Source organism: Kocuria sp. KRD140 (genome assembly GCF_017168375.1).
GTDB lineage: Bacteria > Actinomycetota > Actinomycetes > Actinomycetales > Micrococcaceae > Kocuria > Kocuria marina.
Window position 1 is genome coordinate 6,594 of record NZ_JABFAW010000009.1, and the last position, 25,139, is coordinate 31,732.

A 25,139-nucleotide genomic window follows, 5' to 3' on the forward strand; every position below is an offset into this window, starting at 1 on the left:
ATCCCACCCAGGAGAGTCCCGTGGAAACCGAATCCGACATCACCGTCCGCCACAACGCCGATGGGCACCGCTACGAACTCCTCGACGGTGACGCGGTCATCGGCGAGGCGCACTACCTGCCGTTCGACGGCGCCGACGAGCCGCAGCGGATCTTCTACCACACCACCGTCGACGACGCTTACAGCGGTCAGGGTCTCGCCTCCAAGCTCGCGCGGGGGGCCTTGGACGGCACCATCGCCGACGGGAAGACCATCGTCCCGGTGTGCCCCTACATCAAATCCTGGCTCGGCAAGCACGACGACTACCAGCCCCACGCCACTGCGGTCCGCCCGACGCACTTGCAGGCGTTGTCGGGGATGAATCGGTAATCATGCACGGCGCGTCCCGCTGAATTGGAGCGGCGGGTCAGTAGGGTGGATCCAATTCAGAAAGTGCATAATCACCCGCCCGGCGGGACACTTGCACTGTTTGATTTGTCTCACCCGGAGGAACTCATGGAATTCACGGAACGCCTGGCCGCTCTTGCGAACAAGGTCGCGCATCAAAAGGATGCACTCCAAACGGAGGAAGCCACCAAGAACGCATTCGTCATGCCCTTCATCTCTACGATCCTGGGATACGACGTGTTCAACCCCTCCGAGGTGGTTCCGGAGTTCACGGCGGATGTCGGCCTGAAAAAGGGCGAGAAGATCGATTACGCGATCGTCCAGGACGGGCAGATCCAGATGCTCATCGAATGCAAGCACGTGGGGTCACCGCTTTCACTCGAGCACGCTTCACAGCTGTACCGGTACTTCGCCGTCACAAACGCTCGCATAGCCATTCTGACGAACGGGGAGAAGTACCACTTCTACACCGACCTCGATGCGCCCAACCGCATGGACGACAAGCCGTTCCTCGTCCTGGACCTGCTCGACATCGATGCCACGTTGATCCCGGAACTGCTCAAGCTGAGCAAGACGGAATTCGATCTGGATTCCATCATCAACGCTGCCGGCGAGTTGAAGTATGTGGGGCAGATCAAACGAGCCATTGCGGCTCAGTTCAGGGAGCCATCCGATGATTGGGTCCGGTTCTTCACCAACCGGGTTTACGAAGGTGCGTTCACTCAAAAGGTGCGCGAACAATTCACGCCGCTGGTGAGCAAAGCATCCCAGCAATTCCTCAACGAACAGGTCAACAATCGCCTCACCACCGCGCTCGGCGCGAGCTCGGTGCCCCCGTCCCTACCCTCCGGCGATGACGTCACCGAAGAGGTCACCAGCCGGGAGGAAGCCGAACGAGATCTCGAGGAGAGCCAGGACGACATCGTCACCACGGCGGATGAACTCACCGCGTTCAACATCATCCGCGCGATTGTATGCGATCGGGTCGACATGTCTCGTGTGACCTACCGGGACGCGAAATCGTATTGCGCGGTTCTACTGGACAATAACAATCGCAAGACGATCGCCCGCCTGCATTTCAACAGGAGCCGCAAGTACGTGGGCCTTCTCGATGAGAACAAGGTGGAAACGCGCCACGGGATCGACGCACTCGAGCAGATCTACGGGTTCAGCGACGCCTTACGCGAAACGGTGGACCGCTTCAACGGTTGATCCGGGGCAGCTCGTTCACGGAATGCCGCCGCGGCTCACTCCGCCGCGGGTCCCAACACGGTCACGAGGAACTCGCTGTCCGGGGACCAGGGGCGTACGTCCCACCCCGCTAGGGTGAGTTGCGGTGTGAGACCCTCCGCAGCGGCGTCGGCGAAGAACTCCTCGGCGGAGTAGCCGCGCCCCGCGCCGAAACCGACCACCGCGCGGCCGTCCTGACCCAGGTGACTGCGGAAGCCGCGCAGCACGTCCCGCCGGGTGTTTTCCGCTAGGAACGTGACCACGTTGCCCGCGCACACGATGGCGTCGAAGGCGTCCCCGAGGTCCATGTCGGCCAGTACGGCGAGATCGGCCACGCGATACTCAGGGCCCGGGTAGTCCTGCCGGGCGGCATCGATCAACTCGGGATCCACGTCCACCCCGACCACCCGATGCCCGGCCGCGTGCAGGTACCCGGACAGCCGCCCCGCTCCGCACCCGGCATCCAGGATGCGAGCGCCGCGGGGAACCATGGCGTCGATGAGCCGGGCCTCTCCCACTATGTCCTCCCCGCGCGCGGCCATGGTGCGGAACCGTCCGATGTACCACTGGGAATGCCCGGGGTTCCGAGCCACCTGGGCAAGCCACTTGTTCTGTTCCGTCATGGGGCCAGGCTATCGAGGTGCCGCCCCCTTGCCCACGCTCCGCGTGCCCGCCTCCGTGAACGGTCTGGGTAGGCTGACGATCGGCAGGCTCGTCGGCGAACAATGCTCGGAGGACAGACAGTGACTGGACGTGGAGGCGTCTCGTGGCGGCTGCGCCTCGCGGCGCTGCGGTACCGATTCGAGGAGAGCCTGTTCCTCTATCCCGCCATCATCATGCTGGGCGGGATCGTGTTGGCAATCATCGCGACGTCCGTCGATCATGCCCTGGGGTACGACACCCACGTGCCGTTCACGCTGGAGATGAGCAGCAACGCGGCCACGTGGTTGCTGGCCACCGTGGCCGGGGCGATGATCACCACCGTGGGCGTGGTGTTCTCCCTGACCGTGGTCAGCCTGCAGTTGGCCAGCAGCCAGTTCTCACCTCGGGTCATGCGGTCCTTCATCCGGGACCGGCTGAGTCAGCGCGTGATCGGCCTGCTCGTGGCCACCTTCTTCTACTGCGTGCTGGCGCTGCCCAGTGTCAGCGGGGAGACCACGGCCCCTGCGCCGAAGGTGTCGCTGACGCTCGCCGTGGTGCTGACGCTGATCACCGTGATCGGCATCATCGTGCACCTGGATCACCTGGCCCACGGGCTCCAGGTGGGCAACGTGGCCCGGGTCATCGCGGACGAGGGAGAGAAGGTGGCCGCCGCACTCGACGAAGTGCCCTCCGGGATGCGTGAGGTCGACCCCCGGGACTTCCACGATGCCCCCGATGACGCCGCGGTCATTCCCGCCACGCGCAGCGGATGGATCAGCCAGGTGGATATCCGCCAGCTCCTCGCGGCCGCCTCCCCCGACACCACCGTGCGCATGGACACCCGCGTGGGTGCTTACATCCACGCCGGTGAACCCCTGTTGACGGTGTGGCCCCGCCCCTCGGCCGCCAGCAGGAAGGGTCTCGCCGAGTCGATCGGCGTGTCCGAAATGCGCACCACGCTCCAGGACGTCGACTTCTCCATCCGGCAGCTCGTGGACATCGGGCTGCGTGCCCTGAGCCCGGCTGTGAATGACCCCACGACCGCCGTGGAGGTCATCCTGCGGCTGGGGAGTCTGATGCGGACGTTGCTCATCACTCCACTTCCGCCCCCGGCGTTGCAGGACGGATCCCACCGGGTGCTCGTCCAGCCCTGGAACCTCTCCCATGAGGAATACATCGCCCACGCCTTCGATCAGCTCCGGCAGACGTGCCTCGACCAGCCGGACGTGGCCGCCACCATGTTGCGGGGGCTGCGGATGCTGATCACCCACCTGCGAGACCAGGGGCACCCCGGTCTGGTTCCGGCACTGCAGCGACAGATGCAACTGCTGCTCGACGGGCTCGAAGCGCAGAAGGACATGCACCCCGAGGATCTACGCCACCTCCGCTCCCTGTCCTCCGACCACACGGATCCCGCCGACCACAGTCGGTGACCCGCCCCCGCCGGGTTACGCACAGAAACCCGAGAACGGGCACTTCGTGACCCTCGATGTGTCCGCTGAGACCGGACCGAGGGAACAGTTCCAAGAGGCCTTCTACGGCACTGATTACATGTTCAATCCGCACGAATGGAAATTCATCACCCCGTCCGGGACCACGGCGAACTCGGTGGCATCAGCCGCGTCCTACATGTGCTTGCCCGATGCAGAGCGGATCCCGGAGATGGGGCCCGCCGAGCGTGCGACCGGCAAAATCGTGTTGGACGTGCCCGCGAAAACGGGAACCCTGGTCTATGCGCCCGGTTTCGTGGACCAGGCCTGGGAGTGGAAGCTGTAGGCTCCGTCCTTCGTGGTGCCCGCGCGTAGCGAACGCGCCACGACCACTGCACGACGACGCCGCCCGGGTTCCGCACACGAAGCCCGGGCGTCGTCGTACCCGCGGAGCGCACCCAACGCGGCGTCGGGCACTGCGCGGCGTCGTCGGCCGGACCCGGCGACCTTTGCCACTCGGGCACCTCCGAGCACAGGCCCGGACGGCTCCCGGGCAACTCCTAAGAACACCACGGAGCACTACGGGGTGTATTTCCACGTCAGGTGTATCATGTCGATTGTTAGGTAGTCTTCTTTCCCTGCCGGACGTCCTTCTGACCATCCTTGGAGCCGCAATGCACTTGATCCCTCGCGAGCAGGAGAAACTGCAGATCGTCGTCGCCGCGGACCTCGCACGCAGACGCCAGGCCCGGGGCCTGAAGCTCAATTACCCGGAGGCCGTGGCGATCATCAGCTACGAACTGATCGAGGGCGCCCGGGACGGCCGCACGGTGGCGGACCTCATGAGTTGGGGGACCACCATCCTTGGCCGGGACGACGTCATGGAGGGTGTGCCCGAGATGATCTCGGACGTCCAGGTGGAGGCCACCTTCCCGGACGGCACCAAGCTCGTCACCGTCCACACCCCCATCCGATAGGCAGGAGACTCCCATGATCCCTGGCGAATACGTCCTGGCGGACACCCCCGTGGTGTGCAACGAGGGCCGCGACACCGTGGAGCTGGACGTCACCAACACCGGCGACCGCCCGGTGCAGGTGGGCTCCCACTTCCACTTCTCGGAGACCAACCCGGCGCTGCGCTTCGATCGCGACGCCGCCCGCGGCTTCCACCTCGACATCCCCGCCGGCACGGCCGTGCGCTTCGAACCGGGGGACAAGAAGACCGTCCGCCTGGTGGCGATGGCCGGTGACCGTGCCGTGTTCGGATTCCGCAACGCCGTCAACGGCCCCCTGGACAGTGAGGAACGCTCATGAGCTTCGAGATGTCCCGGCAGCAGTACGCCGGTCTGTACGGCCCCACCACGGGGGACGCCGTCCGGCTCGCGGACACGGACCTGTTCCTGGAGGTGGAGAAGGACCTCACGAGCCACGGTGACGAGACCGTGTTCGGCGGCGGCAAGGTCATCCGCGACGGGATGGGTCAGGACGGCAACACCGTCCGCGACGGCGCCCCGGGTGACCTGGCCGTGGCAGACACCGTGATCACCAACGTGATCGTCCTGGACCACACGGGCATCTACAAGGCGGACGTGGGGCTGCGGGACGGACGGATCCTGGCCATCGGCAAGGCCGGCAACCCCAACATCATGGACGGCGTGGACGTGGTGATCGGTCCCGCGACCGAGGCCGTGGCCGGTGAGGGCCGCATCCTCACCGCCGGGGGCCTGGACACCCACATCCACTTCATCAGCCCCGACCAGTTCGCTACCGCCCTGAACTCGGGGATCACCACCATGATCGGTGGCGGTACCGGACCCGCGGAGGGCACGAAGGCCACGACCATCACGCCCGGGTCCTGGAACCTCGCGAACATGCTGCGCGCCGTCGAGAACTTTCCCATGAACGTGGGCCTGCTGGGCAAGGGGCACGCGAGTGCGGTGGAACCGCTGGCCGAGCAGATCAAAGCCGGTGCCATTGGGCTCAAGGTGCACGAGGACTGGGGCGCCACGCCCGCGGCGATCGACAACTCCTTGAAGGTGGCCGACCATTACGACGTGCAGGTGGCCATCCACACGGACACCCTCAACGAGGCCGGGTTCGTGGAGGACACGATCAAGGCCATCGACGGGCGGGTCATCCACACGTACCACACCGAGGGTGCCGGCGGCGGCCACGCCCCGGACATCATCAAGATCGCCGCGTTCCCCAACGTGCTGCCCGCCTCCACGAACCCCACGTTGCCGTTCACACGCAACACGGAGGAGGAGCACCTGGACATGCTCATGGTGTGCCATCACCTCAACCCGGACATCCCCGAGGACGTGGCGTTCGCGGATTCCCGCATCCGCCCGGAGACGATCGCTGCGGAGGACGTGTTGCAGGACATGGGCATCTTTTCCATCACGAGCTCCGACTCCCAGGCCATGGGCCGCGTGGGGGAAGTGATCCTGCGGACGTGGCAGGTCGCGGACAAGATGAAGAAGCAGCGCGGCAAGCTGGACGGGGACACCGAGCGCGGCGACAACTTCCGGCTCAAGCGCTACATCTCCAAATACACGATCAACCCCGCGCTCGCCCACGGTGTGAGTGACTACGTGGGCAGTGTGGAGGCCGGAAAGTTCGCGGACCTGGTGCTGTGGGAACCTGCGTTCTTCGGCGTCAAACCGTTCATGGTGTTCAAGGGCGGGCAGGTGGTCTCCTCCCTCATGGGTGATTCCAACGGGTCCATCCCCACGCCCCAGCCCATGACCATGCGCGGTTCGTTCGGCGGGTTGGGTTCCGCGGTGCACTCCTCCTCCATCACGTTCATGTCCCAGGCGGCCGTGGACGCGGGCGTCCCGGAGCAGCTCGGTCTGCGGAAGACCGTCAAGGCGGTCCACGGCATCCGGTCCCTGCGCAAGTCCGACCTCGCGTTCAACGGCGAGACCCCCGAGCTGGACGTGGACCCCGAAACCTACGAGGTGCGCGTGGACGGCGAGAAGGTCACGTGCGAGCCCGTGGACGTGCTCCCCATGGCCCAGCGGTACTTCCTGTTCTGAGCCCACGCGGCCGCCGGCAATCCGCGGACGACGGCGCTCGGCTGGCACCCGGCGCCGCCAACCAGTCGTTACGGGCCCGTCGTTGCCGCCCCGGCACCGGCACCCCGACCAACCATTCCCGACACGTTCCCGACAAGGAGGATCTCGTGATCGTCGACCGCGTCCTGGGCAACCTGGCCGATCTGTCCCCCTCCGAACGGCAGGGGCTGCACGTGGAGAAGGTGGTGCTGCCCAGTTCCGAACTCGTGAAGCGGATCCAGCGCGTGACCACGGATCACGGCCGCACCCTGGGGTTGCGCCTGGACAGTCCGCGCGGCGCGGCCGGCGACCTCCAGGACGGGGACATCCTGCTCCGGGACGAGCGCGGCGTCGTCGTCGTGTCCGTCGAGGCCACGGACGTGCTCGTGATCGCCCCGCGCACCATCACCGAGATGGGCGTGACGGCGCACGGGCTGGGCAACCGGCACCTGCAGGCCCAGTTCTTCGACACGTCCTCCGAATACGGCGCAGAGGTCATGGTGGTGCAGTTCGACCACACGGTGACCCAGTACCTGGACGAGCACGGCGTGCCGTACGAGCGGCAGGAACGCGTGATGCCGGTCCCGTTCCGCCACGCGGAGCACACGCACTAATGACCGGGGACGCACAGGACTGGGCGGGATCTCTCCTGCCGCTGCTGCAGATCTGCGATTCCGCGCTGCCCACGGGGGCGTTCGCGCACACGTTCGGCATGGAGACCTACCTGGAACGTGGCACCGTGTCGGACCAAGCGAGCTTCCAGGACTGGCTGGAACGTTTCCTCGACCACCAGCTCGTCTACGCGGACGGTCTGGCCGTGCGGCTCACCGCGGAGTTGTTCGCGGGGACGACGGCGAACGGAGCCTCGGCGGGCACGGCACCCGACTCCGACTTCGACGCCGGCCTCGTCCGACTCGACGCCCTCATGTTCGCCCAGGCCCTACCGGCCCAGGTGCGACAAGCCGGGCTGACCATGGGACGCCGGCTGCTCGAGATCGGCACGCTGTCCCTACCCGGCCCGGGACTGGAACGCTACGCCCGCCTCGTGGCGGAGGGGACGTGCCGCGGCCACCAGGCGATCGTGTTCGCGCTGATCGGGGTGGACCACGGTGTGCCCCCGGCAGCGATCACGCAGGCCTTCCTGTTCTCCACCCTCACCTCGCTGACCCAGAACGCGGTGCGCGGGATCTCCATCGGGCAGAACGCGGGTCAGCGCACCCTGGGGGCACTGCGCCCCCGGGTCGCGGCCGCGTGGGAACGCATCTCCGCACTCGACATGTCCGATCTGGGCGTGGTCTCCCCGGGGTTGGAGATCGCCCAGATGCACCACGAAACCCAACGCGCGCGCATGTTCATGAGCTGAACCGCGCCACCGAACGTACGGAGGAATAAACCACATGACGGCAGTGAAGATCGGGATCGGCGGACCGGTGGGCGCGGGCAAGACCCAGTTGATCGAACGCCTCACCCGGGCGCTGAGCCAGGACATCTCCATGGCGGCGATCACCAACGACATCTACACGATCGAGGACGCCAAGATCCTCTCCCGCAACAGCGTGCTGCCCCTGGACAGGATCGTGGGACTCGAGACCGGCGGGTGCCCCCACACCGCGATCCGCGAGGACACCTCCATGAACCAGGCGGCGATCGACCGGTTGGAGCAGGAGCACCCGGACCTCGAGGTCGTGTTCGTGGAATCCGGCGGGGACAACCTCTCCGCCACGTTCAGCCCCGAGCTCGTGGACTTCTCGATCTACATCATCGACGTGGCCCAGGGCGAGAAGATCCCCCGCAAGGCCGGCCAGGGCATGATCAAGTCCGATCTGTTCATCATCAACAAGACGGACCTGGCGCCGCACGTGGGGGCGGACCTCACGGTCATGGAGGCCGATTCCCGCCAGTTCCGCGGGGACAAGGCGTTCTGCTTCACCAATCTGAAGACGGACGAGGGCCTCGAGCACGTGATCGAGTGGTTGCGCCACGACGTCCTCATGCAGGACCTCGCGTGAGCCCAGCCGCACCGGTGACCGACACGCACGCCTCCGCCGCGCCGACGGCCACGCGGGACGACGCGTCCGAGTCGGCGTCGACGACCGCGGGGACAGCTGCGACCAAGCTGACTGTGGCGGCATCGGCGAACACGGTGACCGCGGCGTCGTCGTCCCCCGGAACTGCGCGAGAGACGTGGCGCGGTGAACTGGAACTGGGAATCACGGCGCGCCCGGGGCGTTCCGTGGCGACCCACCAGTTCCACCGCGGGGCGCTGCGCGTGCTGCGCCCGCACTACCTGGACGCGAGTGGGCAGGTGACCTACACGGTGGTCAATCCCGGCGGCGCGTACCTGGACGGTGACCGTTACCGCGTGGCCGTCACGGTCGGGGACGGCGCGGACCTGCTGCTGACCACCCAGTCCGCGACCAAGGTCTACCGCACCCCCGTGGGTCTTTCGACCCAGGAGATGACGGTGTGCCTGGGCTCGGGCGCGCGGCTCGAGTACCTGCCGGACCAATTGATCGCCTACCGGGACTCGCGCTACCGGCAGCACACGCTCGTGGACATGGACCCGTCCGCGACCCTGGTGCTCGCGGAGGTCGTCACGCCCGGCTGGTCCCCCACGGGCGAGCCGTTCCGCTACGACAGTGTCCGGTTGCGCGCCGAGGTGCGGATGTCCGGGCGCCCCGTGGCGCTCGACAACATCCGCCTGGAACCCTCCGGGGATGAGCCGGGGTTTGGCGGTGTGGGCTCGTTTGAGGGGTTCAGCCACGTGGGTTCGCTGCTGGTCCTGGATCCCCGCGTGAACGACGCCGCTCTGGCAGCCGTCCGCGCGCTGCTCACCGAGCACGCGGGGCACCTCCGTGGCGGCGCCTCCGCCCTGGCCGTGCCCGGGTTCGCGTTGCGTGTGCTGGGCAACTCGACGCAGGAGATCGACGAGCTGATCCTGGCCGCGGTGGCCGTGGTTCGCGAACGGTTCTTCGACCAGGGGCCCGTGAACCTGAGGAAGTACTGACGTCCGTTGGAGGTAGAGATGACGCGCACCGGTGGAAGTACGGCGGTGACCCGCACGGCAGTGAGTGAGTGGAGTCTGCGCTCCCGGGTGCTCGCGACCCTGGGCGCGGTGGTGCTGCTGCATGTCCTCGCGCTGGGCATGTTGGGTGCCGGGGCCCTGGAGAGTTCCGTTCCCTTGTCCATCGGACTGGTGGTCACGTGCTACCTCACGGGGGTGAAGCACAGTTACGACTGGGACCACATCGCCGCGATCGACAACTCGACCCGCCGGTTCATCTCCCAGGGCAAGCAACCGGCGAGCGTGGGTCTCGCGTTCAGCCTGGGGCACAGCTCGGTCGTGATCCTCGCGGGAGTCCTGGTGGTGCTCGGGGCCACGTTCGTGTCCTCGTTCATCGAGGAGGGCACCACCGCGAACACCGCGCTGGGGATCATCGGTGGCACGGTGTCCGGGGTCTTCCTGCTGGTGCTGGGAACGTACAACGCCACCGCGAGCGTGCGGTCGTGGCGGCTGCGGCGCGCGGTGGCGGACGGGCAGCGGATCACGGAGGAGGACATGCGGTCCCAGGGGTTGATCGCCCGCGTCCTGGACCGGCCGCTGCAGCGGGTCAAGAGCCCGCGCAACATCTACGTGCTCGGTTTCCTCTTCGGTCTGGGTTTCGACACCGCGAGCACCGTGTCCCTGTTGATCATCACGGCGTCCGCGTCCGTGGCAGGGGTGTCCACGTGGACCCTGATCTCCCTGCCGTTCTTCTTTGCCGCAGGCATGTGTCTGTGCGATTCCCTCAACGGACTGGCCGTGCTGCGCATGTACGGCTCCACGTGGCGCGATCCCGTGCGCAAACTCGGGTTCAACGCGGTGATCACGGGCATCTCCGCGGTCTCCGCCCTGTTCATCGCCTTCATCACGGTGGGCGCGGTGCTCAACACCGCGTTCGACCTGAACGATCCGCTCACCACTTTCCTGGCCTCCGTGGACCTGGGCCACGCGGGACTGTTGTTGATCGCGGGGCTGCTCGCGGTGTGGGGCATCTTCGCCCTGGTTCACCGCTCGTCGTGGCGGGCCTCCCCCGCCCTCCACTGACGGGAGCGTAGCGCCAGAACGGTCCACGTGACGAGTACGAAGGGCCACGTGTACGGCGCGACCCCCACGGCCGTGATGACCCACCACAGCGGCACGGTGAGCGCGGCGGCCAGGACGGGCACCCCGATCCGCAGGATGCGGGACCCCCGCGCGGGGAACGCGACACCGAGCGCCACGGTCACGAGCATCGCGCCGTAGCCCAGCAACCCGGATGCGGCGGGGCCCTGCCCGATCCCCACGAACCCGGCGAGCGTGCCCACCAGGGTCCCGGCCGCCGCCCACACACCGGCCCGCCACCCGGCGGCGAACATCCCCGCGAGCACCAACAGCCCGCCCAGCACGGAACCGCCCAGGATTACCTGGTGCGCTCCCCGCACGGCCCCGGCGAGTACGTCGTGCACGGGGGAGCCCAGGGGCACCACGGCTCCCTGGGTCCGTTCGAACGGGACCGCTACGGCCACCGCGATGCTGTTGACCAGGCAGAACGGCCCCGTGAGCAGCGGAAGGGATTCGGGCCACGAGAGCTTGGGTGCGCCCCACACGATCAGCGCGCAGACCGCCGAACCCGCGAGGGTCCATAACGCCGCGGGGATCCCGGGCCCGCACGCGAGCACCGCGGCACACCCCGTCAGGGCACCGTTGAACCCGTGCAATCCCTGGTCTACCTCTGCGGGGATCACCCCGGCTCGGCTCCGGGCCAAGGCCCTCGCACCGACCCGTGAGCTCTCGGGATCGGGTCCCGGGATGCCACTCGGGGCCCGGGTCCCGCCCTCCCGGAGACGGTGCAGGCCCCGCGCGTCGTCCCACCCGGCGAGCGCCAGCGCACACCCTGCCTGGACCGCCGCCCCCGCGAGCGCGGCGAGCGCGAACCACGCGGACGCCACCGTCATGGCGGCGAGCGCGAACCACGCGGACGCCACCGTCATGGCGGCGAGCGCGAACACCGCGGGGCCCCATCCGGCCTGCAGGAAGATCTGGCCTTGGGCCCGGACGATGCCGCGGAAAAAGTTCATGCCCCTATCCTCCTACCGTCATCCCCAGGTCGCGACCCATGTCCCGGGTGCAGCACCCATGACATGCGCCACGGATCCCACGCGGTGCCACCCGGCGGCGCACACACGGATACCCTCGAACCACCGACCCCGCTCACCGGAAGCCGCCCATGTTGATCCTCATCGCCGCCCTGCTCGCCGTGCTCGTGGGTACCGTCCTGCAACGGGTGTCCGGCACCGGGGTGGGCCTCGTGGTGGCACCGGTGCTGTCCCTGATCATGGGTCCCGGCCCGGGAGTCCTCGCGACGAACGCGGCCACCACGTGCTCCGGTTTCCTGATCACCCTGTCCGTGCGCCGATTCGTGGAATGGCGGCACGCGGCGGTGCTGGTCGCGTCCGCCGTGCCCGGGATCGTGGCCGGAGCGCTCGTGGTGCGCTGGGTGCCGAGCGCGTGGCTGCAGGTGGCCGTGGGTGCGGTGGTGCTCGCGGGCCTCGCGGTCACGCGCTTCTCCCCCGCGACCCCCGAGCTCTCCCGCCGCAAGGCCATGGTCCCGGCCGGGGTGATCGGGGGATTCTTCAACTCCACCGCGGGTGTGGCGGCCCTCGCCATGGTGATCTACTCGCGCGTGACCCGCTGGGACCAACACCGGTTCGCGGCCACGATGCAGCCCGTATTCATGTCCATGGGGGCCTTGTCGGTGGTCTCCAAACTCGCGGCCGGGGTGCACTTCGCCCTGCCCGTCCCCGCGCTCGCGGCCGTGGGCGCGCTCGTGCTCACGGTCCTGGCCGGGATCGCGGTGGGGACCTGGCTGTCCCGCCACCTCACCAAGGCGACCGCGCAGAAACTGGCCATGGCGCTCGCGGCCGCGGGCGGCGTCGTCGTCCTGTTGCGCGGCGCGGCGACCCTGGTCCTCGGCTGAGCACGGCCGCCCCGCGACGACCCGGCATCACCCGCCGTACGGGCGCATTCGTCACGGGACGACGACGCCGCTGCCCCTGCTACCGCGCGGCCGCCGCCTCGAGCGCGTCCAGGTCGCGCACCTCGTGCCGCCGCCCGTAGGCCATGACGCCCAGGCACAGGGCCGCGATCACGGCACCGGAGGCGAACAGCCACGGGTAGGACGTGAACCGGGCGATCAGTGCGAGGACCATGGGCACGAAGAAGCCCATGTAGGTCAGGGAGTAGAAGACCGCGGTGAGTCCCGCGAGGTCGTCCGGGCGGGCGATGCGTTGGACCTCCTGCAACCCGGAGACCAGCACGAGCCCGTAGCCGCAACCCAGGACCCCGGAGGCCGCGAGGACCACCAGGATGTTCAGGGTCGAGGCGGCGGCCACCCCGGTGAGCATGCCCAGGATCACCGCGACCATGCCCACGGCGAGCGAACGGATGGAACCGTCCCGGTCCAGATGACGGCCCAGGGGCTGGATGAAGAACCCGCAGCCCAGGCCCACCAGGCACATGAGCCCCGAGAACGCGATGCCGTAGTCCGGGCCCACGACGTCCGCCATGAGCGCCGGGAGTATCGCGTACGAGGACGCCGCGCATCCGAACACCCAGGGCGCGGACGGCGCCACCACGAACCAGAACCGGTGCTGACGCGTGGCCGGGATCTTCAGATCGGACAGGAGGGAGCCGTGCGGTGCGCTTGCGTAGCGGGTCTCGGGTGCTCCCGCGACCAGCAGGACCGCGGGCAGACAGATCAAGAGGTTGATCACGTACGGCAACACGGTTTGCAGCGGGGCGAACTGGGCGAGCGTCGCTGCGATCACGGCACCCAGGGCGAAACCGGCCGTGAGCGACAGGGACGCCCTGCGAGCGCCCGAGACCCGCTCCGGGTGCTCCTCGTACGGCCGATCGGAGAGCTCCTTGATCCACGAGGTCCCCACGGCCATGCCCAGTCCCAGGGCCAGCCCGGAGAAGACCCGGCCCACGAAAAGCAGCACCAGACTCCCGGCCCCCAGGGCCAACAGGATGCTGCCCACCATCGCGAGGATGGGCGCGGGGATCATCAGTGCCCGCCGCCCGTGCCGATCGGACAACGGCCCGCCGATCAACAGGGCCGGCACGATCCCCAGGACGTACGCGGCCAGGAGCATGTCCACGGCCACCTGTTCGTACCCCTCCACCGTGCGGTACATGACGAGCAACGGGGTGAACTCGTTGCCACCCCACGCCACCGCCAACAGCGCCGAACTGACCCTCATCCAGGGTTTCACACTCATGACACGATCCCTTCGTACACGCGCTGCAAATGCTCCGCCAACAGGGCTTCCACCCGTTCCGTATCTTTTTCCCGAACGCCCGCCACGATCTCCGCGTGCTGCGCCAGGATCTCGTCAGACCGCTCCTGGGCCGTGCGCACCGCGGTGGCGATCAACCGGATCTGCCGGTCCCGCAACCCCTGGTAGAAACCGCTCAACAGACTGTTGCCCGCGGCCTCCACGAGAGCGGTGTGGAACGCGGCATCCAGCTCACCGAATCGCGGCGTGCCCGCAGCCTTTCGCTGCTGTTCCAGGAGGTCGGCGAGGGTGTCGGGCAGATCGGGATCCCCGATCGCCTCCTTCACGCTCGCGCATTCCACGACCCGCCGCGCAGCGAGCACCTCGCGGGACTCGTGCGGGCCCACCGGCACCACGAGCGCACCACGCTTGGGGTAGAGCCGCATGAGCCCCTCCACCTGGAGCCGCAGGAACGCCTCACGGACCGGAGTCCGGGAGACCCCCAGCTCCGTGGCGAAGACGCCCTCGGACAACATGTGCCCGTCCAGCTCCCCCGTGAGGATCCTGGCCTTGACGTGCTCGTACGCGCGCTCGGCCGCGTTGTACGCCATGGTGCTCCCTGTTCGACGTCGCTCCGGCCGGTTCCGTACCCGCTGGCACGGCCGCGTGCCCCGGGGTGTGGGGCGAGCGGCAACCCGCGGCGATCAGTCCGCGGGTTGCATAGATACAAGCTGCATACTAAGTGTCGCACGTCACTCGGGCAACCGGGACGAGTGGCTCCGCAGCGTCGTCGAACTCTGCTGCGCCGTCGCAATCCGTAGCGCGGTCCAACTCTGCCGATCCGAACCCACGGGACCGAGGCCCGTGCCGGATCAGTGCTCCATCTCGTACAGCCGCCGAGCCCGGACGCGCGCCTCGTGGTGCACGGCGGCGTCGGGATTCACGAGTCGGTAGCACGCGAAACCCAGCAGCACCGCGATCGCGTGCCCGATGGCCGTCCATCCGAAATCCAGGACCATTCCCCCGGCCGCCGCGGCCACGAGCCCCGCGGCCCACAGGAGCCTGCGGCGCGCGGGACCGTGATAGGTGGCCAGCGCGGCGAACGCGAAGAACCCGTAGCTCGCGCCCACGTCGATCCGTTCCGGGATCAGGTCGGGATTCGGGAAGGCCTGGGCCTCCCACATCTGCAGTGCCGCGGTGGACACGGTGGCACCCACGTGCCCGATCACGAAGCCGGCGAACACGCGCCGCCACCCGGAGCGATGTTCCCTGGGCACCACGACCAGGGAGAACGCGACCCACCACACCGCGAGCTCGATGGGTGAGACGTACATGGCGCTGCGCAGCAGAACGATCACCGGATTGATGCCCAGCTAATGCAGACTCGTGGACTGCTCCACGAGGAACGCTCCCTCGCCGAGCGCGCCCTGCCGCTCGTGGTCGTGGCGTTCGACCAGCACGCCCCGCAGCAGAGCCCGGACACCGTGAACGGCATGGCGGTCGCGGGCGGGTTGATCCCCGCGGTGATCTTCCTGATCGTCATGCTCATCATGGCCGGCTACCCGCTCACGGAGGCAAAGTTCAAGGACATCATGAAGTCCATCGAGGCCAACCGTTCGCTGCGCCACGAGCAGCTGCACCCCGGTGAGGTCCCGGCTCCCGCGGGGGCCCGCACCGACCGCCCCGGCCCCACGGCCCGGGATTCCCACCCCATGACCACCCAGGGCCCGTCCGTGCCGTCCGAGCGCGGCGACGGGTCCGGCCCGTCCACACGCTGATCCGCCATAATCGAGCGGGCCCACCGTTCCAGAGAGGAAACACCATGAAGATCACCGAAGCCAAGGTCATCGTCACCAGTCCCTCACGCAACTTCGTGACGCTCAAGCTCACGACCGACGAGGGTGTCACCGGGATCGGTGACGCGACCCTCAACGGCCGCGAACTGGCGGTGGCCACGTACCTGTCCGACCACGTGGCACCCCTGCTGATCGACCGCGACCCGGCAAACATCGAGGACACGTGGCAGTTCCTGTACCGCTCCGGCTACTGGCGCCGCGGCCCTGTGACCATGGCCGCGATCGCCGCGGTGGACATGGCCCTGTGGGACATCAAGGGCAAGGTGGCCGGCATGCCGGTGTACCAGCTGCTCGGTGGCGCCTCCCGCCGCGGGCTGTCCACGTACGGCCACGCCTCCGGGCGGGACACCGAGGAGATCTTCGACTCGATCCGCTCCGAGCAGGAGCACGGCTACACCGCGATCCGCGTGCAGTCCTCGGTCCCGGGGATCACCGCGCTGTACGGCGTGGCCGCCCAGCCGCAGGCCTCCGGCGAGCGCTCCGACTACCAGCCGGCACAGCGTGCCGCGCTGCCCGCGGAGGAGAACTGGGACACCCGCCCGTACCTGCGCCACATTCCGTCCGTCTTCGAGGCCGTGCGCAACGAGTTCGGCCCGGAGCTGCCCCTGTTGCACGACGGCCACCACCGCATGACTCCCATCCAGGCAGCCAAGCTCGGCAAGTCGCTCGAGCCCTACGACCTGTTCTGGCTCGAGGACTGCACCCCGGCGGAGAACCAGGAGGCCCTGCGGCTGGTGCGTCAGCACACCACGCAGCCGCTCGCCATCGGCAAGGTCTTCAACACGATCTGGGACATCAAGGACCTGATCTCCGAACAGCTGATCGACTACGTGCGCTGCGCGTCCACGCGCTTCGGCGGGATCTCCCCGCTGAAGAAGGTCATGGACTATGCCGCGATGTACCAGGTCAAGTCCGGCTTCCACGGCTCCACGGACGTCTCCCCCGTGGGCTTCGCGGCGCAGCTGCACGTGGGCATGGCCATCCACAACTTCGGCCTGCAGGAGTACATGCCTCACTCGGAGAAGACCAACCAGGTTTTCCGTCAGCACATGACGTTCGAGAACGGTCTGCTGCACCCCTCCGACACCCCGGGCCTGGGCGTGGAGATCGACGAGGATGAGGCGGAGAAGTACGAATACACCACCGCGCACCTGCCCTACAACCGCCTCACCGACGGCACGGTGCACGACCGGTGAGCGGGGTGAGCACGGACATCGCGCCGCTCGTGGTGGTCATGGGCGTCTCGGGGTCGGGCAAGACCACGATCGGCACGCTCGTGGCCCACGAGCTGGGTGTGGACTTCGTCGACGGGGACAGCCTGCACCCCATCGAGAACGTCCAGAAAATGGCCTCGGGCACGCCGCTCGACGACGACGACCGCTGGCCCTGGCTCGAGATCGTGGGCCGCACACTGCACGAGCGGGGTGAACAGCACGAGGGCATGGTGATCGCGTGCTCCGCGCTCAAGCGCAAGTACCGGGAACGGATCCGCTCGCAAGCGCCGTCGGCGTTGTTCCTGCACCTGGACGGGTCCGTGGCGGTGCTGACCCGGCGGATCGAGGGCCGCAGCGGGCACTTCATGCCGGCCACGCTGTTGCAGTCCCAGCTGGACACCCTCGAGCCGCTCGCGCAGGAGGAGGGCGGCTACAAGCTCGACATCGATCAGTCCGTGCCGGACATGGTGAACGAGGCAGTGACCAAGCTGCGGGCCATCGCGGCGGCGAACTCGTAGTCCACGCCTTCGCGGCAAGCATCCGAAGCGTCCCAGGGTGCTCGACAGGGCACCCCGGGACGCTTCTTCGATGCGCGTGCCCGTCCGCGACCCGGGACGACGGCGCCGAACCGGTAGTCCCGCCCCTCACCCCCTGCGCAGCAGGACCGCGACCTCGTAGTGTCCGGTGTGGGGAAACATGTCCAGCAGTCGTGCTTCCACGGGCCGCAAGGACGGCATCCGGCCCAGGTCCCGCGCGAGCGTCGTGGCGTTGCACGACGAGTACACGACGTGCCCCACCGATGAGTTCTCGAGCCACGCGCACAGGGACGCTTCCAGCCCGCGGCGGGGCGGGTTGACGATCGCGAGCTCCGGGGTGCCGGGCAGATCCGCGGGGGTCGCGGCGGCGTCGTCGGCGAGGAAACGCACGGAACCCGGACCCTCATCCGGTAGCCCCATGGCGCGGGCGGTGTCCCGGGCGGAGGCCACGGCCTCGGCGGAGATCTCGGTGCCCACGACCTCGCGTGTGGGAGCGGCGACATGCAGCGCGAAACCCCCGACCCCGCAGTACAGGTCCCACACGCTCGCCGGGTCCACGGCGTCCACCCAGTCCGCGACCTGGCGGTACAGCTGCTCCGTGACCCGTGTGTTCGTCTGGAAGAACGAGCGCGGCCGGACTCGCAGGTCGATGCCGTTGACCGGCATGATCAGCTCGCCCTGCCGCGAGAGCAGGATCTCCTCGGCGCCCTCGATCACGGCCTTGTGCTCGGGCTGGATGTTCACGGAGAGCACGTCCGCGTGCGGCACGAGCTCGCGCAGCAGATCCGTGTTGTCCCGGATCTTGGCCAGCTGCCCGGTGCTGCGCAGCACGAACCGGATCATGAGCCGCCCGTCCGGGTTCCCCGTGACGATCAGGTGTTTGAGCTCGCCGCGCCGCTTGGCCACGTCGTACGGCAACAGCCGCACCCTCGCGATGAACTCGGCGAGCGCGTGGATCGCGCGCGTCACGGGTTCGGGGTAGAGCGGGCAGTCGCGCAGGTCGATCCCACGGCCCCCGCGGTCCAGGATGCCTAGGGTCGGTGCGCCGACCTTCCCGGCCACGACCATCTTGGCCTTGTTGCGGAACCCCGCCTCCACGGACGCGACCGGCTCGAGCCACCGCGGCTCACCGTGTGAGTCCACGAGGTCGCGCACGAGCTGTTGTTTGCGAGCGAGCTGCCGCGCGTAGGGTACCTCGATCACCGTGCAGGATCGGCACAGGTCCCGATCGTAATATCCGCATTCCACCCGCTCGATTCTACGACGACGCCGCACGCGCCCCTTCCCCGCTCGGGCCGCCCGCACGCTGGTAATCCCGGCGGTATCGTGACAGCGTGCGGGCGGCCCGAGCGGGGAAATGGGTGGGGATCACCGCGGTGGCACTCGGCTGCGCCCTGCGCTTCCCCTTGCTGACCACTCTGGCGCTGCAGACCACGTCCGCTTCGCACTCCGCGGTGGTCATCGGTGCCCTACCCATGGCTACCGCCGTCATCTCCACGCTGCGCACCGGGAACCGGCCCTCGTGGGCGCTCTGGTGTGTGGCCGCCACGTGAGGGGCGGGGGTCGTGGGATTCGCCCTGTTGCAGAGCAATGGGGCACCCGGCATCGGGGATCTCTATCTCGTGGCCGCCCTCGTGGTGTGCGCCGCGGGCTACGCGGAGGGCGGGAGATTGTCCTCCCGCATCCCCGGCTGGCACCTGATCGCATGGGGTGTGCTTCTGGCCGCTCCCGCGAACCTGGTCGTGACGATCGTTGCTGTGCCCATGGAACCCGTCCACCTCTCCGCGCGCGGTGTCGCGGGGCTGCTGTACATCGCGGCGGCCTCCCAGTTCCTGGGATTCGTGGTCTGGTATCGCGGCATGGCGCTGATGGGCATCGCCAGGGCGAGTCAACTGCAGCTGATGCAACCGCTTCTGACCCTTGTCTGGACCGTCCTGTTGCTCGGCGAACCCCTCCCGGATCCGACGGGGCACCCGTAGAGTGACAGGGAGCGGCGTCGTCGGATCGGAAGTCACCGGACCGGGCGGGCGACGTGGATCGTCGGCACGAGGAAGTGAGGCGCGGGCATGAGCGCACTGGAACTGATCGCGGACGCCGCGCAGCGGCCCCTGGAGGCGGCGCGGGCCGCCGTGGAGGGGGCCTCCGCGGACACCCTCAACGAGATGCCGCGCGGCGAACTGAACTCCATGTCCTGGCTCGTGTGGCATGCGGCGCGGCAGCAGGACGCCCAGGTCGCGGAGCTGCGCGGAGCGGAACAGGTGTGGCGTTCCGGCGGGTGGTGCGAGAGGTTCGGGCTGGACCGCCCGTGTGAGGACTTCGGCTTCGGGGACGATCCGCAGGCGGTGGCGAGCGTGCGCGTGGACGGCCCCGAGTTGCTGCTGGGCTACCTCGAAGCCGTCACGGACACCACGGCCGAGTACGTGCGCTCCCTCTCGGATGCCGAGCTGGACGAGGTCATCGACGATTCTTGGGACCCTCCCGTCACGCGGGGTGTGCGGATCGTGTCCGCGATCGACGACGCCGCCCAGCACGTGGGGCAGGCCGCCTACGTCCGCGGGCTGGTCGAGCACGGCTGGTCCGGGAAGTACTGAACACGCGGGGATCTTAGTCTTCATGCAACTACATGGACACCCCCGGTTCACCTACACTGGCTGTACTGACTATCGGGCCGCGGGCTAACGGTGCCGAAGTCCATCCCGGGAGACACGATCGCCTCATGACTCGTTCACGCTCACGCGCCGCGGCGGCCAGGAAGCCGTCCATGGCGCTGACCGCCTTCACGTCCTTCTCCATGCTCGTGGCCGTGAGCGTTGCGCTCAGCAATGGCACCGAAACCGCCCCCTGGCAGCCAGCCATGGCTCACGACGCGCAAGGCCCCCAGCGCCCGGGCGTTCCCGCTCCCGACGACGACGCCGCGCGGCCGGCTCAGGCCTCCCTGTTCGCCGTGGTGCCGGACCAGGCGGCGATCGCCGCGTCCCACGACGTTCCGGTGACCGCCCCGGGCACGTTCGTCCGCAATGCGGTGGAGATCGCTCCCGGGGGTTCCGGTCCCCGCGCCTCCGGAGCCGGAGGCGCGGGCGCTGCCGGATCCGGAAGCGGTTCAGGCTCGAGCGGCTCCGGGAGCGGCGCGGGTGACACGTCCCCCGTGGCACCGAGCACGCGCGCTCCGGCGACCTTCGAGGGTGAGCTGCCCGTCAACACCATCATCGCCCCGGCCCAACCGGTGGTCGTGCTGGACGGTGGCCGCTTCGGATGGCGGATCGCCCCGGACACCAAGCAGAAGGACTTCCACAACGGCACGGACATCTCCGTACCGGAGGGCACACCCGTGGTAGCCGCCCTGGACGGCACCGTCACAGCGGTCTTCTGGGACGTGTGGGGTGGCAACCGGGTGGAGGTCACGCACGCGGACGGCATCAAGACCACGTACAATCACCTCAAGGACGTCATGGTGCGCGTGGGGGACACCCTGCGCGCCTCCGAACAACTGGGCACCGTGGGGCAGACGGGTCTGCGTGTCACCGGTCCCCACCTGCACTTCGAGATCTGGGTGCGCGGCAAGGTCGCGGATCCGGAGTCCTTCGACTGGGAGACCGGCAAGGGTGTCATCCCCGCGTCGCGCGCGCCGTATTCCACGCAGGATCAGGCCGCGATGCAGCCTCCCGTGGATCCGCACGCGGAACCCGGTACCGATTCCGGTCCCGCACCGGCCGACGTTCCCGACGCAGATCACGAACGCGTGATGGCACTCGGCAGGAAGACCCCGCAGCCGGCAGCGGCGTCGTCGAACTCCGGAAAACCGGCCGCCGCGAAGCATGCGTCCGGCGAAAAGGCCGGGAACGACGCCAAGAAGTCCGCGCCCCAGGCTGCGCCGGCCACGAAGGCACCTGCCAAGAAGGGGCCCGCTCACGAGTCAGGGTCGACGACGACGCCGCGCCCGAACACGACCCCGTCCGGAGCATCCACGCCGGGCAGGCCCGAGCAGACCCCGGGCCGGGCGACACCGGGAGGACACGACTTCGGCGCTAAGAAGTCGGGGGACAAGACTTCCACGCCGATCCCGTCGAAGTCCGGTGGTTCCGCGGGTAAGCCGAGCGATCCGGGCAAGCAGAAGCTTGACCCGAGCGGCTCCCCGACTCCGAGTCCTACGCCGACCCCGTCGAAGTCCGGTGGCCCCGCGGGCACCCCGAGCGATCCGGGCAAGCAGAAGCTCAACCCGAGCGGCTCCCCGACTCCGAGTCCTACGCCGACCCCGTCGAAGTCCGGTGACCCCACGGGCACCCCGAGTGATCCGGGGAAGACCCTGCCCACCCCGAATCCGTCGACGTCCGGGCGCCCCAAGCCACCGGGGCACACCGAGCCGGGCAAGGATCCCAACCCTCAGCCGAACGTGCCCGGTCTGGATCCCTACACCGCGCCCGTGGATCAGCTGACCACGCTGGAGCAGGTGCAGCAGCGCACGCAGCACCTGCTGGCCACGCAGTTGGTGCTGACCCCGGCTCAGCAGTTCGGACCCGCCACGCAACTGAACACCCAGTTGACCTTGCTGTCCCAGCGGCTCACGGGTTCCAAGCTGGCCGCCGCGGATCCGTCGTTCACCGCGCAGCTGAACAAGACCCAGCACGCGGTGGCGGCGGCGTCGGCGAAACCGGCGGACAAGAAACTCACCGCGGCGGCCACGGCCGAGCTGACCACGCTGCAGAAGCTGGTGGCCGATGCCCCGCCGTACCAGCCCCCGGCTCCCTCTGCCAAGGACGGGTGAGGATCGGGGTTCCACCTCCCGCCCGTAACGGCGGCGGGTACCCGTGGACCGGCGATCCCGCCCACAGCGGCGGGCGACACCCCGGTGTTCCGGACATAGAGGTGCTTACCCGAAGGGTCACCCCGCTCGCACGCGGGGTGGCCCTTCGGGTCGCTCGGGTGGATCAGTGGGCGGCACGCACCCGCATGCCCGTAGCGGGGCGGGTCAGCATGTGGGTCCACGAGAACGTGAGGTCGTCCGGGTCGGTGCCCAGTTCCACGTTCGGGCGGGCCAGTGCCACCACGGCCGCGGACAGGGATGTCACCGCGATCTTCTCACCGGGGCAGCGGTGGCCCGTACGGACCTCGGCACCGCCCTGGGGGATGAACGTGCGGATGGCCTCGGCGTCGTCGACCCCCATGAAGCGTTCGGGGTCGAAGGTGCCGGCGCGCTCCCACGAGGCGGGATCGTTGTTGGTGCCCAGGATGTCGATCAGCACGCGCTGACCCTTGTGGATGGGGCAGCCCTTGATCTCAGTGTCCGCGGTGGCCTCGGCGGGGAGCATCGGGACGAACGGGTAGACGCGGCGGACCTCCTGAGCGAAGGCCACGGCCTCCGGGATGTCGAGCAGAGAACCACCCCGTGCCTGGGACGCCTCGTGGATACGGGCGGCCCATTCCGGGTGCTCCACGAGTGCTGCCCCGGCGAAGGCCGCGAAGCGAGCCACCGCCACGTTGGGGCGGGTGAGGTTCTGCAACTCCACCGCGGCGGTCTTCTCGTCCACGAGGCCACCGTTCTCGTCCACGAGACGCGCCATGTGGGCGAGCACCGAATCCGGGTCGGCGGCCACGGTGCCCGAACGCACCCCGTGGATCAGCTGCGTGAACGTGCGATCCAGGCGAAAGCGCTCGAACCATGAGATCGGGTGCGTGGCGGGGCGCCCAAAGGTGTCCAGCAGACGGCTCATGCGGCGGGCCTGCCGGTCCATCTCCTGGCGGCTCCACGGGATCCCGGCCCAGCGGAAGGATGCACGGCCGAAGGCCAGGGCCGTGCCGTCGTAGACGTTGCCGGGGGAGGTCCATTCACGGATGAGCATCTCGAGTTCCTCGGCCACGAACGGCTTGTACTGGGCCACCCGCTCGTCCTCGTAGGCCATGTCCGCCATCTGGTTCTTACGTGCGGCGTGGGCGTCCCCGTCCAGGGCGTGGACGGCACCCGACCCGAAGAGCGGGCCGCGGATGAACAGGGGCATGGCGCCGTCGCGCTTCATGCGGGAGGTGTCGTAGAAGAGGTCCACCCCTTCTTCCCCGCGCACCAGGACCGAGCGCTTGCCCAGCAGGTTCATGCTCACCGGGGCGCCGGACTCCGGGGAGACGCCCGTGCGACGTCGTACGCGCGAGGCAAAGAGGTAGCCCGAGCGCAGGAAGGAGAGGACTTGGTCGGGGCGGGTGCGTCCCGCGGTGGAAGTCATGCTCCGATCGTACGGGTACTGACCTTTCGCCGACTAGGAGGTTTCAACGCCGGGCACGCACCCGCAGGGCGCCCGCGAAGAGGAACGCGAACAGGCCCATGAGCGGGAAGACGAACAGCGCGGTCCGCAACCCGGTGGCATCGGCGAAGAGGCCGATCAGCGGGGGCGAGAGCACGAACACGATGCGCATGCACCAGCTCACCAGGGTGAGTCCCGTGCCGGGTTTCAGGCCGGGGGCGCGGTCTGCGGCGGCATAGGCGTTGGGGACCATGGTCGCGCAGCCAAAACCCGCGAGGGCGAACCCAGCTAGGGCCACCCACGGTGTCGGCGCGAGCGCCACGGCGCCCAGGCCCACGAAGATCAGTGCGCCCCCGATGCGCGTGACCAGCACGGCGCCCAACGCGTCGATCAGCCTGTCCCCCAAAAGGCGACCCACGAACTGCGCGCCCACCAGGCTGACGTAGCCGAGCCCCACCATGCCCACGGGTGCGCCCAGGGCGTCCCGCAGGTAGACGGCGGACCAGTTGGAGCCCACGTCTTCCACGAGCACCCCGGACATGGCGACGACGGCGATCGGCAGCAGCGCGAGCGCGGCCACTCCCGCGCTACGCGGGAGCTTGGGCATCCCGGCGGTGTCCAGGGGGGCGTTCTCGGCCTGGGTGGCGGCGTGTTCCGCGTGGTCGTCGGGGACGGCCCAGCGCATGGCGAAGGCCGCCACGGCCGCGAAGATGACACCGCTGATCAGGAAGTGCCAAGGCAGGGGTAGGTTCATGGCCGCGGCGGCGGTGCCCATGAGGCCGCCGATCACGGCACCCACGCTCCACAGGGCGTGCATGGAGTTGATGATGGAGGTTCCGGCGAGGCGTTGTACTCGCAGTCCTTGCGCGTTCTGCGCTGTGTCCACGAGGGCGTCCAGCATGCCCGCGACGAACAATCCGATCCAGAACATGGCCACGAGGGGAACGGATCCGGCCACGAACACCGCGGTGGCGAGCAGGATCGAACCCACCACGGCGACGCGCGCCGTTCCGAACCTCCGCAGGATGGGGGCTGGCAGGGGGCCCGCCACCACACCTCCGATGGGGAACGCGACTAGCGCGAACCCGTACAGGGCGTTGGACAGGTCGTACATGTCCTTGATCTCGGGCAAGCGGGGCAACAGGTTGGAGAAGATCGCGCCGTTGGTGAGGAACAGCAGGGACACCGCGATGCGCGCTCGGGTGATCCGCAGGCGGTCCATGGCCGGTGGTGGGGAAGCTGGCGTCACCCCGTCAGGCT

General features: G+C 68.6%; 28 protein-coding genes. 20 read left to right on the plus strand and 8 right to left on the minus strand.

All coding sequences use genetic code 11. The annotated features are described in order from the left end of the window. Together J1M36_RS08780 and J1M36_RS08785 are read left to right on the plus strand one after the other, a co-directional pair. A partial coding sequence (locus tag J1M36_RS08780) for a GNAT family N-acetyltransferase (protein WP_241247042.1) occupies positions 1-368 on the plus strand: 368 nt, incomplete at its 5' end. Positions 369-494: 126 nt separating this feature from the next. Continuing rightward, on the plus strand, positions 495-1,598 hold the full coding sequence (locus J1M36_RS08785; RefSeq protein WP_098053620.1) for a type I restriction endonuclease: 1,104 nt from the start codon (positions 495-497) through the stop codon (positions 1,596-1,598). A 35-nt stretch (positions 1,599-1,633) separates the two neighbouring features. On the opposite strand, the gene J1M36_RS08790 is transcribed toward J1M36_RS08785, so the two are convergent. Next, positions 1,634-2,239, minus strand: a complete 606-nt coding sequence (locus J1M36_RS08790; RefSeq protein ID WP_206479096.1) for a class I SAM-dependent methyltransferase — start codon at positions 2,237-2,239, stop codon at positions 1,634-1,636. Positions 2,240-2,359: 120 nt separating this feature from the next. Here J1M36_RS08790 and J1M36_RS08795 point away from each other — a divergent pair, with 120 nt between their 5' ends. The 10 genes from J1M36_RS08795 to J1M36_RS08840 all read left to right on the plus strand — a co-directional run bounded on the left by J1M36_RS08795 (position 2,360) and on the right by J1M36_RS08840 (position 10,831). Next, on the plus strand, positions 2,360-3,691 hold the full coding sequence (locus J1M36_RS08795) for a DUF2254 domain-containing protein (protein WP_206479097.1): 1,332 nt from the start codon (positions 2,360-2,362) through the stop codon (positions 3,689-3,691). 46 nt (positions 3,692-3,737) lie between these two features. After that, entirely contained in the window at positions 3,738-4,034 is a 297-nt protein-coding gene (locus tag J1M36_RS08800) for a hypothetical protein (protein WP_206399617.1), read from the plus strand. A gap of 328 nt (positions 4,035-4,362) precedes the next feature. Beyond that, positions 4,363-4,665: an urease subunit gamma gene (locus J1M36_RS08805; protein ID WP_035964916.1), complete on the plus strand. Its 303-nt coding sequence runs from the start codon at positions 4,363-4,365 to the stop codon at positions 4,663-4,665. Between the two features lie 13 nt (positions 4,666-4,678). Continuing rightward, positions 4,679-5,002 (plus strand): urease subunit beta, encoded by a 324-nt coding sequence (locus J1M36_RS08810; RefSeq protein ID WP_098053625.1) that lies wholly within the window; start codon positions 4,679-4,681, stop codon positions 5,000-5,002. Continuing rightward, positions 4,999-6,726, plus strand: coding sequence for an urease subunit alpha (gene ureC, locus J1M36_RS08815; RefSeq protein WP_206479098.1), 1,728 nt, complete (start codon positions 4,999-5,001; stop codon positions 6,724-6,726). Before J1M36_RS08810 ends, ureC begins: the two co-directional genes overlap by 4 nt. Positions 6,727-6,872: 146 nt before the next feature. Continuing rightward, the gene (gene ureE, locus J1M36_RS08820; protein WP_144998489.1) at positions 6,873-7,358 is read left to right on the plus strand and encodes an urease accessory protein UreE; all 486 of its coding nucleotides are present in this window, start codon (positions 6,873-6,875) and stop codon (positions 7,356-7,358) included. Continuing rightward, entirely contained in the window at positions 7,358-8,107 is a 750-nt protein-coding gene (locus J1M36_RS08825; RefSeq protein ID WP_206479099.1) for an urease accessory protein UreF, read from the plus strand. The genes ureE and J1M36_RS08825 overlap by 1 nt, the downstream gene beginning before the upstream one ends. Positions 8,108-8,141: 34 nt before the next feature. Beyond that, entirely contained in the window at positions 8,142-8,753 is a 612-nt protein-coding gene (ureG, locus tag J1M36_RS08830) for an urease accessory protein UreG (protein WP_035964924.1), read from the plus strand. Continuing rightward, entirely contained in the window at positions 8,750-9,751 is a 1,002-nt protein-coding gene (locus J1M36_RS08835) for an urease accessory protein UreD (RefSeq protein WP_342358321.1), read from the plus strand. Before ureG ends, J1M36_RS08835 begins: the two co-directional genes overlap by 4 nt. Before the next feature lie 45 nt (positions 9,752-9,796). Then, complete coding sequence (locus tag J1M36_RS08840) at positions 9,797-10,831, plus strand: HoxN/HupN/NixA family nickel/cobalt transporter (protein WP_305142866.1); 1,035 nt, start codon at positions 9,797-9,799, stop codon at positions 10,829-10,831. Here the strand turns inward: J1M36_RS08840 and J1M36_RS08845 are convergent. Then, on the minus strand, positions 10,792-11,844 hold the full coding sequence (locus tag J1M36_RS08845; protein WP_206479101.1) for an urea transporter: 1,053 nt from the start codon (positions 11,842-11,844) through the stop codon (positions 10,792-10,794). The genes J1M36_RS08840 and J1M36_RS08845 overlap by 40 nt on opposite strands. 149 nt (positions 11,845-11,993) lie before the next feature. Between J1M36_RS08845 and J1M36_RS08850 the strand changes: the two genes are divergently transcribed. Beyond that, positions 11,994-12,743, plus strand: coding sequence for a sulfite exporter TauE/SafE family protein (locus J1M36_RS08850; RefSeq protein WP_206479102.1), 750 nt, complete (start codon positions 11,994-11,996; stop codon positions 12,741-12,743). 79 nt (positions 12,744-12,822) lie between these two features. Here the strand turns inward: J1M36_RS08850 and J1M36_RS08855 are convergent, their stop codons facing one another. The 3 genes from J1M36_RS08855 to J1M36_RS08865 form a co-directional block, all read right to left on the minus strand. After that, the gene (locus tag J1M36_RS08855) at positions 12,823-14,046 is read right to left on the minus strand and encodes an MFS transporter (RefSeq protein ID WP_206399621.1); all 1,224 of its coding nucleotides are present in this window, start codon (positions 14,044-14,046) and stop codon (positions 12,823-12,825) included. Next, positions 14,043-14,654, minus strand: coding sequence for a GntR family transcriptional regulator (locus J1M36_RS08860; RefSeq protein ID WP_064845601.1), 612 nt, complete (start codon positions 14,652-14,654; stop codon positions 14,043-14,045). The genes J1M36_RS08855 and J1M36_RS08860 overlap by 4 nt, the downstream gene beginning before the upstream one ends. A gap of 261 nt (positions 14,655-14,915) precedes the next feature. Then, positions 14,916-15,401 carry a rhomboid-like protein gene (locus J1M36_RS08865; RefSeq protein WP_206479103.1) on the minus strand — a complete coding sequence of 162 codons (486 nt, stop codon included), beginning with the start codon at positions 15,399-15,401 and terminating at the stop codon, positions 14,916-14,918. A gap of 18 nt (positions 15,402-15,419) precedes the next feature. Between J1M36_RS08865 and J1M36_RS08870 the strand changes: the two genes are divergently transcribed. The 3 genes from J1M36_RS08870 to J1M36_RS08880 are packed head-to-tail and all read left to right on the plus strand — an operon-like array spanning position 15,420 to position 17,631. Next, positions 15,420-15,821: a hypothetical protein gene (locus J1M36_RS08870; RefSeq protein WP_098053632.1), complete on the plus strand. Its 402-nt coding sequence runs from the start codon at positions 15,420-15,422 to the stop codon at positions 15,819-15,821. A gap of 44 nt (positions 15,822-15,865) precedes the next feature. Beyond that, positions 15,866-17,095, plus strand: coding sequence for a D-mannonate dehydratase ManD (gene manD / locus J1M36_RS08875; RefSeq protein ID WP_098053633.1), 1,230 nt, complete (start codon positions 15,866-15,868; stop codon positions 17,093-17,095). A gap of 5 nt (positions 17,096-17,100) precedes the next feature. Beyond that, entirely contained in the window at positions 17,101-17,631 is a 531-nt protein-coding gene (locus J1M36_RS08880) for a gluconokinase (RefSeq protein ID WP_231885481.1), read from the plus strand. A gap of 126 nt (positions 17,632-17,757) precedes the next feature. Here J1M36_RS08880 and rlmC read toward each other — a convergent pair whose 3' ends face one another. Then, positions 17,758-18,897: a 23S rRNA (uracil(747)-C(5))-methyltransferase RlmC gene (rlmC, locus tag J1M36_RS08885; protein WP_206479104.1), complete on the minus strand. Its 1,140-nt coding sequence runs from the start codon at positions 18,895-18,897 to the stop codon at positions 17,758-17,760. A gap of 113 nt (positions 18,898-19,010) precedes the next feature. On the opposite strand from rlmC, the gene J1M36_RS08890 reads away from it, so the two are divergent. The 4 genes from J1M36_RS08890 (at position 19,011) to J1M36_RS08905 (ending at position 22,411) form a co-directional block, all read left to right on the plus strand. Then, the gene (locus tag J1M36_RS08890) at positions 19,011-19,202 is read left to right on the plus strand and encodes a hypothetical protein (protein WP_206479105.1); all 192 of its coding nucleotides are present in this window, start codon (positions 19,011-19,013) and stop codon (positions 19,200-19,202) included. Positions 19,203-19,214: 12 nt separating this feature from the next. Continuing rightward, entirely contained in the window at positions 19,215-19,628 is a 414-nt protein-coding gene (locus J1M36_RS08895) for an EamA family transporter (protein WP_064847103.1), read from the plus strand. Between the two features lie 87 nt (positions 19,629-19,715). Continuing rightward, positions 19,716-20,240 carry a DinB family protein gene (locus tag J1M36_RS08900; RefSeq protein WP_144997800.1) on the plus strand — a complete coding sequence of 175 codons (525 nt, stop codon included), beginning with the start codon at positions 19,716-19,718 and terminating at the stop codon, positions 20,238-20,240. Positions 20,241-20,365: 125 nt separating this feature from the next. Next, complete coding sequence (locus tag J1M36_RS08905; protein WP_206479106.1) at positions 20,366-22,411, plus strand: M23 family metallopeptidase; 2,046 nt, start codon at positions 20,366-20,368, stop codon at positions 22,409-22,411. A 163-nt stretch (positions 22,412-22,574) separates the two neighbouring features. On the opposite strand, the gene J1M36_RS08910 is transcribed toward J1M36_RS08905, so the two are convergent. Together J1M36_RS08910 and J1M36_RS08915 are read right to left on the minus strand one after the other, a co-directional pair. After that, positions 22,575-23,861, minus strand: coding sequence for a cytochrome P450 (locus tag J1M36_RS08910; RefSeq protein WP_206479107.1), 1,287 nt, complete (start codon positions 23,859-23,861; stop codon positions 22,575-22,577). 43 nt (positions 23,862-23,904) lie between these two features. Continuing rightward, entirely contained in the window at positions 23,905-25,101 is a 1,197-nt protein-coding gene (locus tag J1M36_RS08915) for an MFS transporter (RefSeq protein ID WP_206479866.1), read from the minus strand. Positions 25,102-25,139: the final 38 nt, after the last annotated feature.

Excerpts from the sequence above, each read along its gene's own strand:
- J1M36_RS08845 (WP_206479101.1), bottom strand. The coding sequence starts at position 11,844 with ATGAACTTTTTCCGCGGCATCGTCCGGGCCCAAGGCCAGATCTTCCTG.
- J1M36_RS08870 (WP_098053632.1), top strand. The coding sequence starts at position 15,420 with ATGCAGACTCGTGGACTGCTCCACGAGGAACGCTCCCTCGCCGAGCGC.
- manD (WP_098053633.1), top strand. The coding sequence starts at position 15,866 with ATGAAGATCACCGAAGCCAAGGTCATCGTCACCAGTCCCTCACGCAAC.
- ureC (WP_206479098.1), top strand. The coding sequence starts at position 4,999 with ATGAGCTTCGAGATGTCCCGGCAGCAGTACGCCGGTCTGTACGGCCCC.
- J1M36_RS08860 (WP_064845601.1), bottom strand. The coding sequence starts at position 14,654 with ATGGCGTACAACGCGGCCGAGCGCGCGTACGAGCACGTCAAGGCCAGG.
- J1M36_RS08910 (WP_206479107.1), bottom strand. The coding sequence starts at position 23,861 with ATGACTTCCACCGCGGGACGCACCCGCCCCGACCAAGTCCTCTCCTTC.
- J1M36_RS08825 (WP_206479099.1), top strand. The coding sequence starts at position 7,358 with ATGACCGGGGACGCACAGGACTGGGCGGGATCTCTCCTGCCGCTGCTG.
- J1M36_RS08900 (WP_144997800.1), top strand. The coding sequence starts at position 19,716 with ATGAGCGCACTGGAACTGATCGCGGACGCCGCGCAGCGGCCCCTGGAG.
- J1M36_RS08805 (WP_035964916.1), top strand. The coding sequence starts at position 4,363 with ATGCACTTGATCCCTCGCGAGCAGGAGAAACTGCAGATCGTCGTCGCC.
- J1M36_RS08855 (WP_206399621.1), bottom strand. The coding sequence starts at position 14,046 with ATGAGTGTGAAACCCTGGATGAGGGTCAGTTCGGCGCTGTTGGCGGTG.
- ureG (WP_035964924.1), top strand. The coding sequence starts at position 8,142 with ATGACGGCAGTGAAGATCGGGATCGGCGGACCGGTGGGCGCGGGCAAG.
- J1M36_RS08915 (WP_206479866.1), bottom strand. The coding sequence starts at position 25,101 with ATGGACCGCCTGCGGATCACCCGAGCGCGCATCGCGGTGTCCCTGCTG.
- J1M36_RS08850 (WP_206479102.1), top strand. The coding sequence starts at position 11,994 with ATGTTGATCCTCATCGCCGCCCTGCTCGCCGTGCTCGTGGGTACCGTC.
- J1M36_RS08810 (WP_098053625.1), top strand. The coding sequence starts at position 4,679 with ATGATCCCTGGCGAATACGTCCTGGCGGACACCCCCGTGGTGTGCAAC.
- J1M36_RS08790 (WP_206479096.1), bottom strand. The coding sequence starts at position 2,239 with ATGACGGAACAGAACAAGTGGCTTGCCCAGGTGGCTCGGAACCCCGGG.
- J1M36_RS08905 (WP_206479106.1), top strand. The coding sequence starts at position 20,366 with ATGACTCGTTCACGCTCACGCGCCGCGGCGGCCAGGAAGCCGTCCATG.
- J1M36_RS08785 (WP_098053620.1), top strand. The coding sequence starts at position 495 with ATGGAATTCACGGAACGCCTGGCCGCTCTTGCGAACAAGGTCGCGCAT.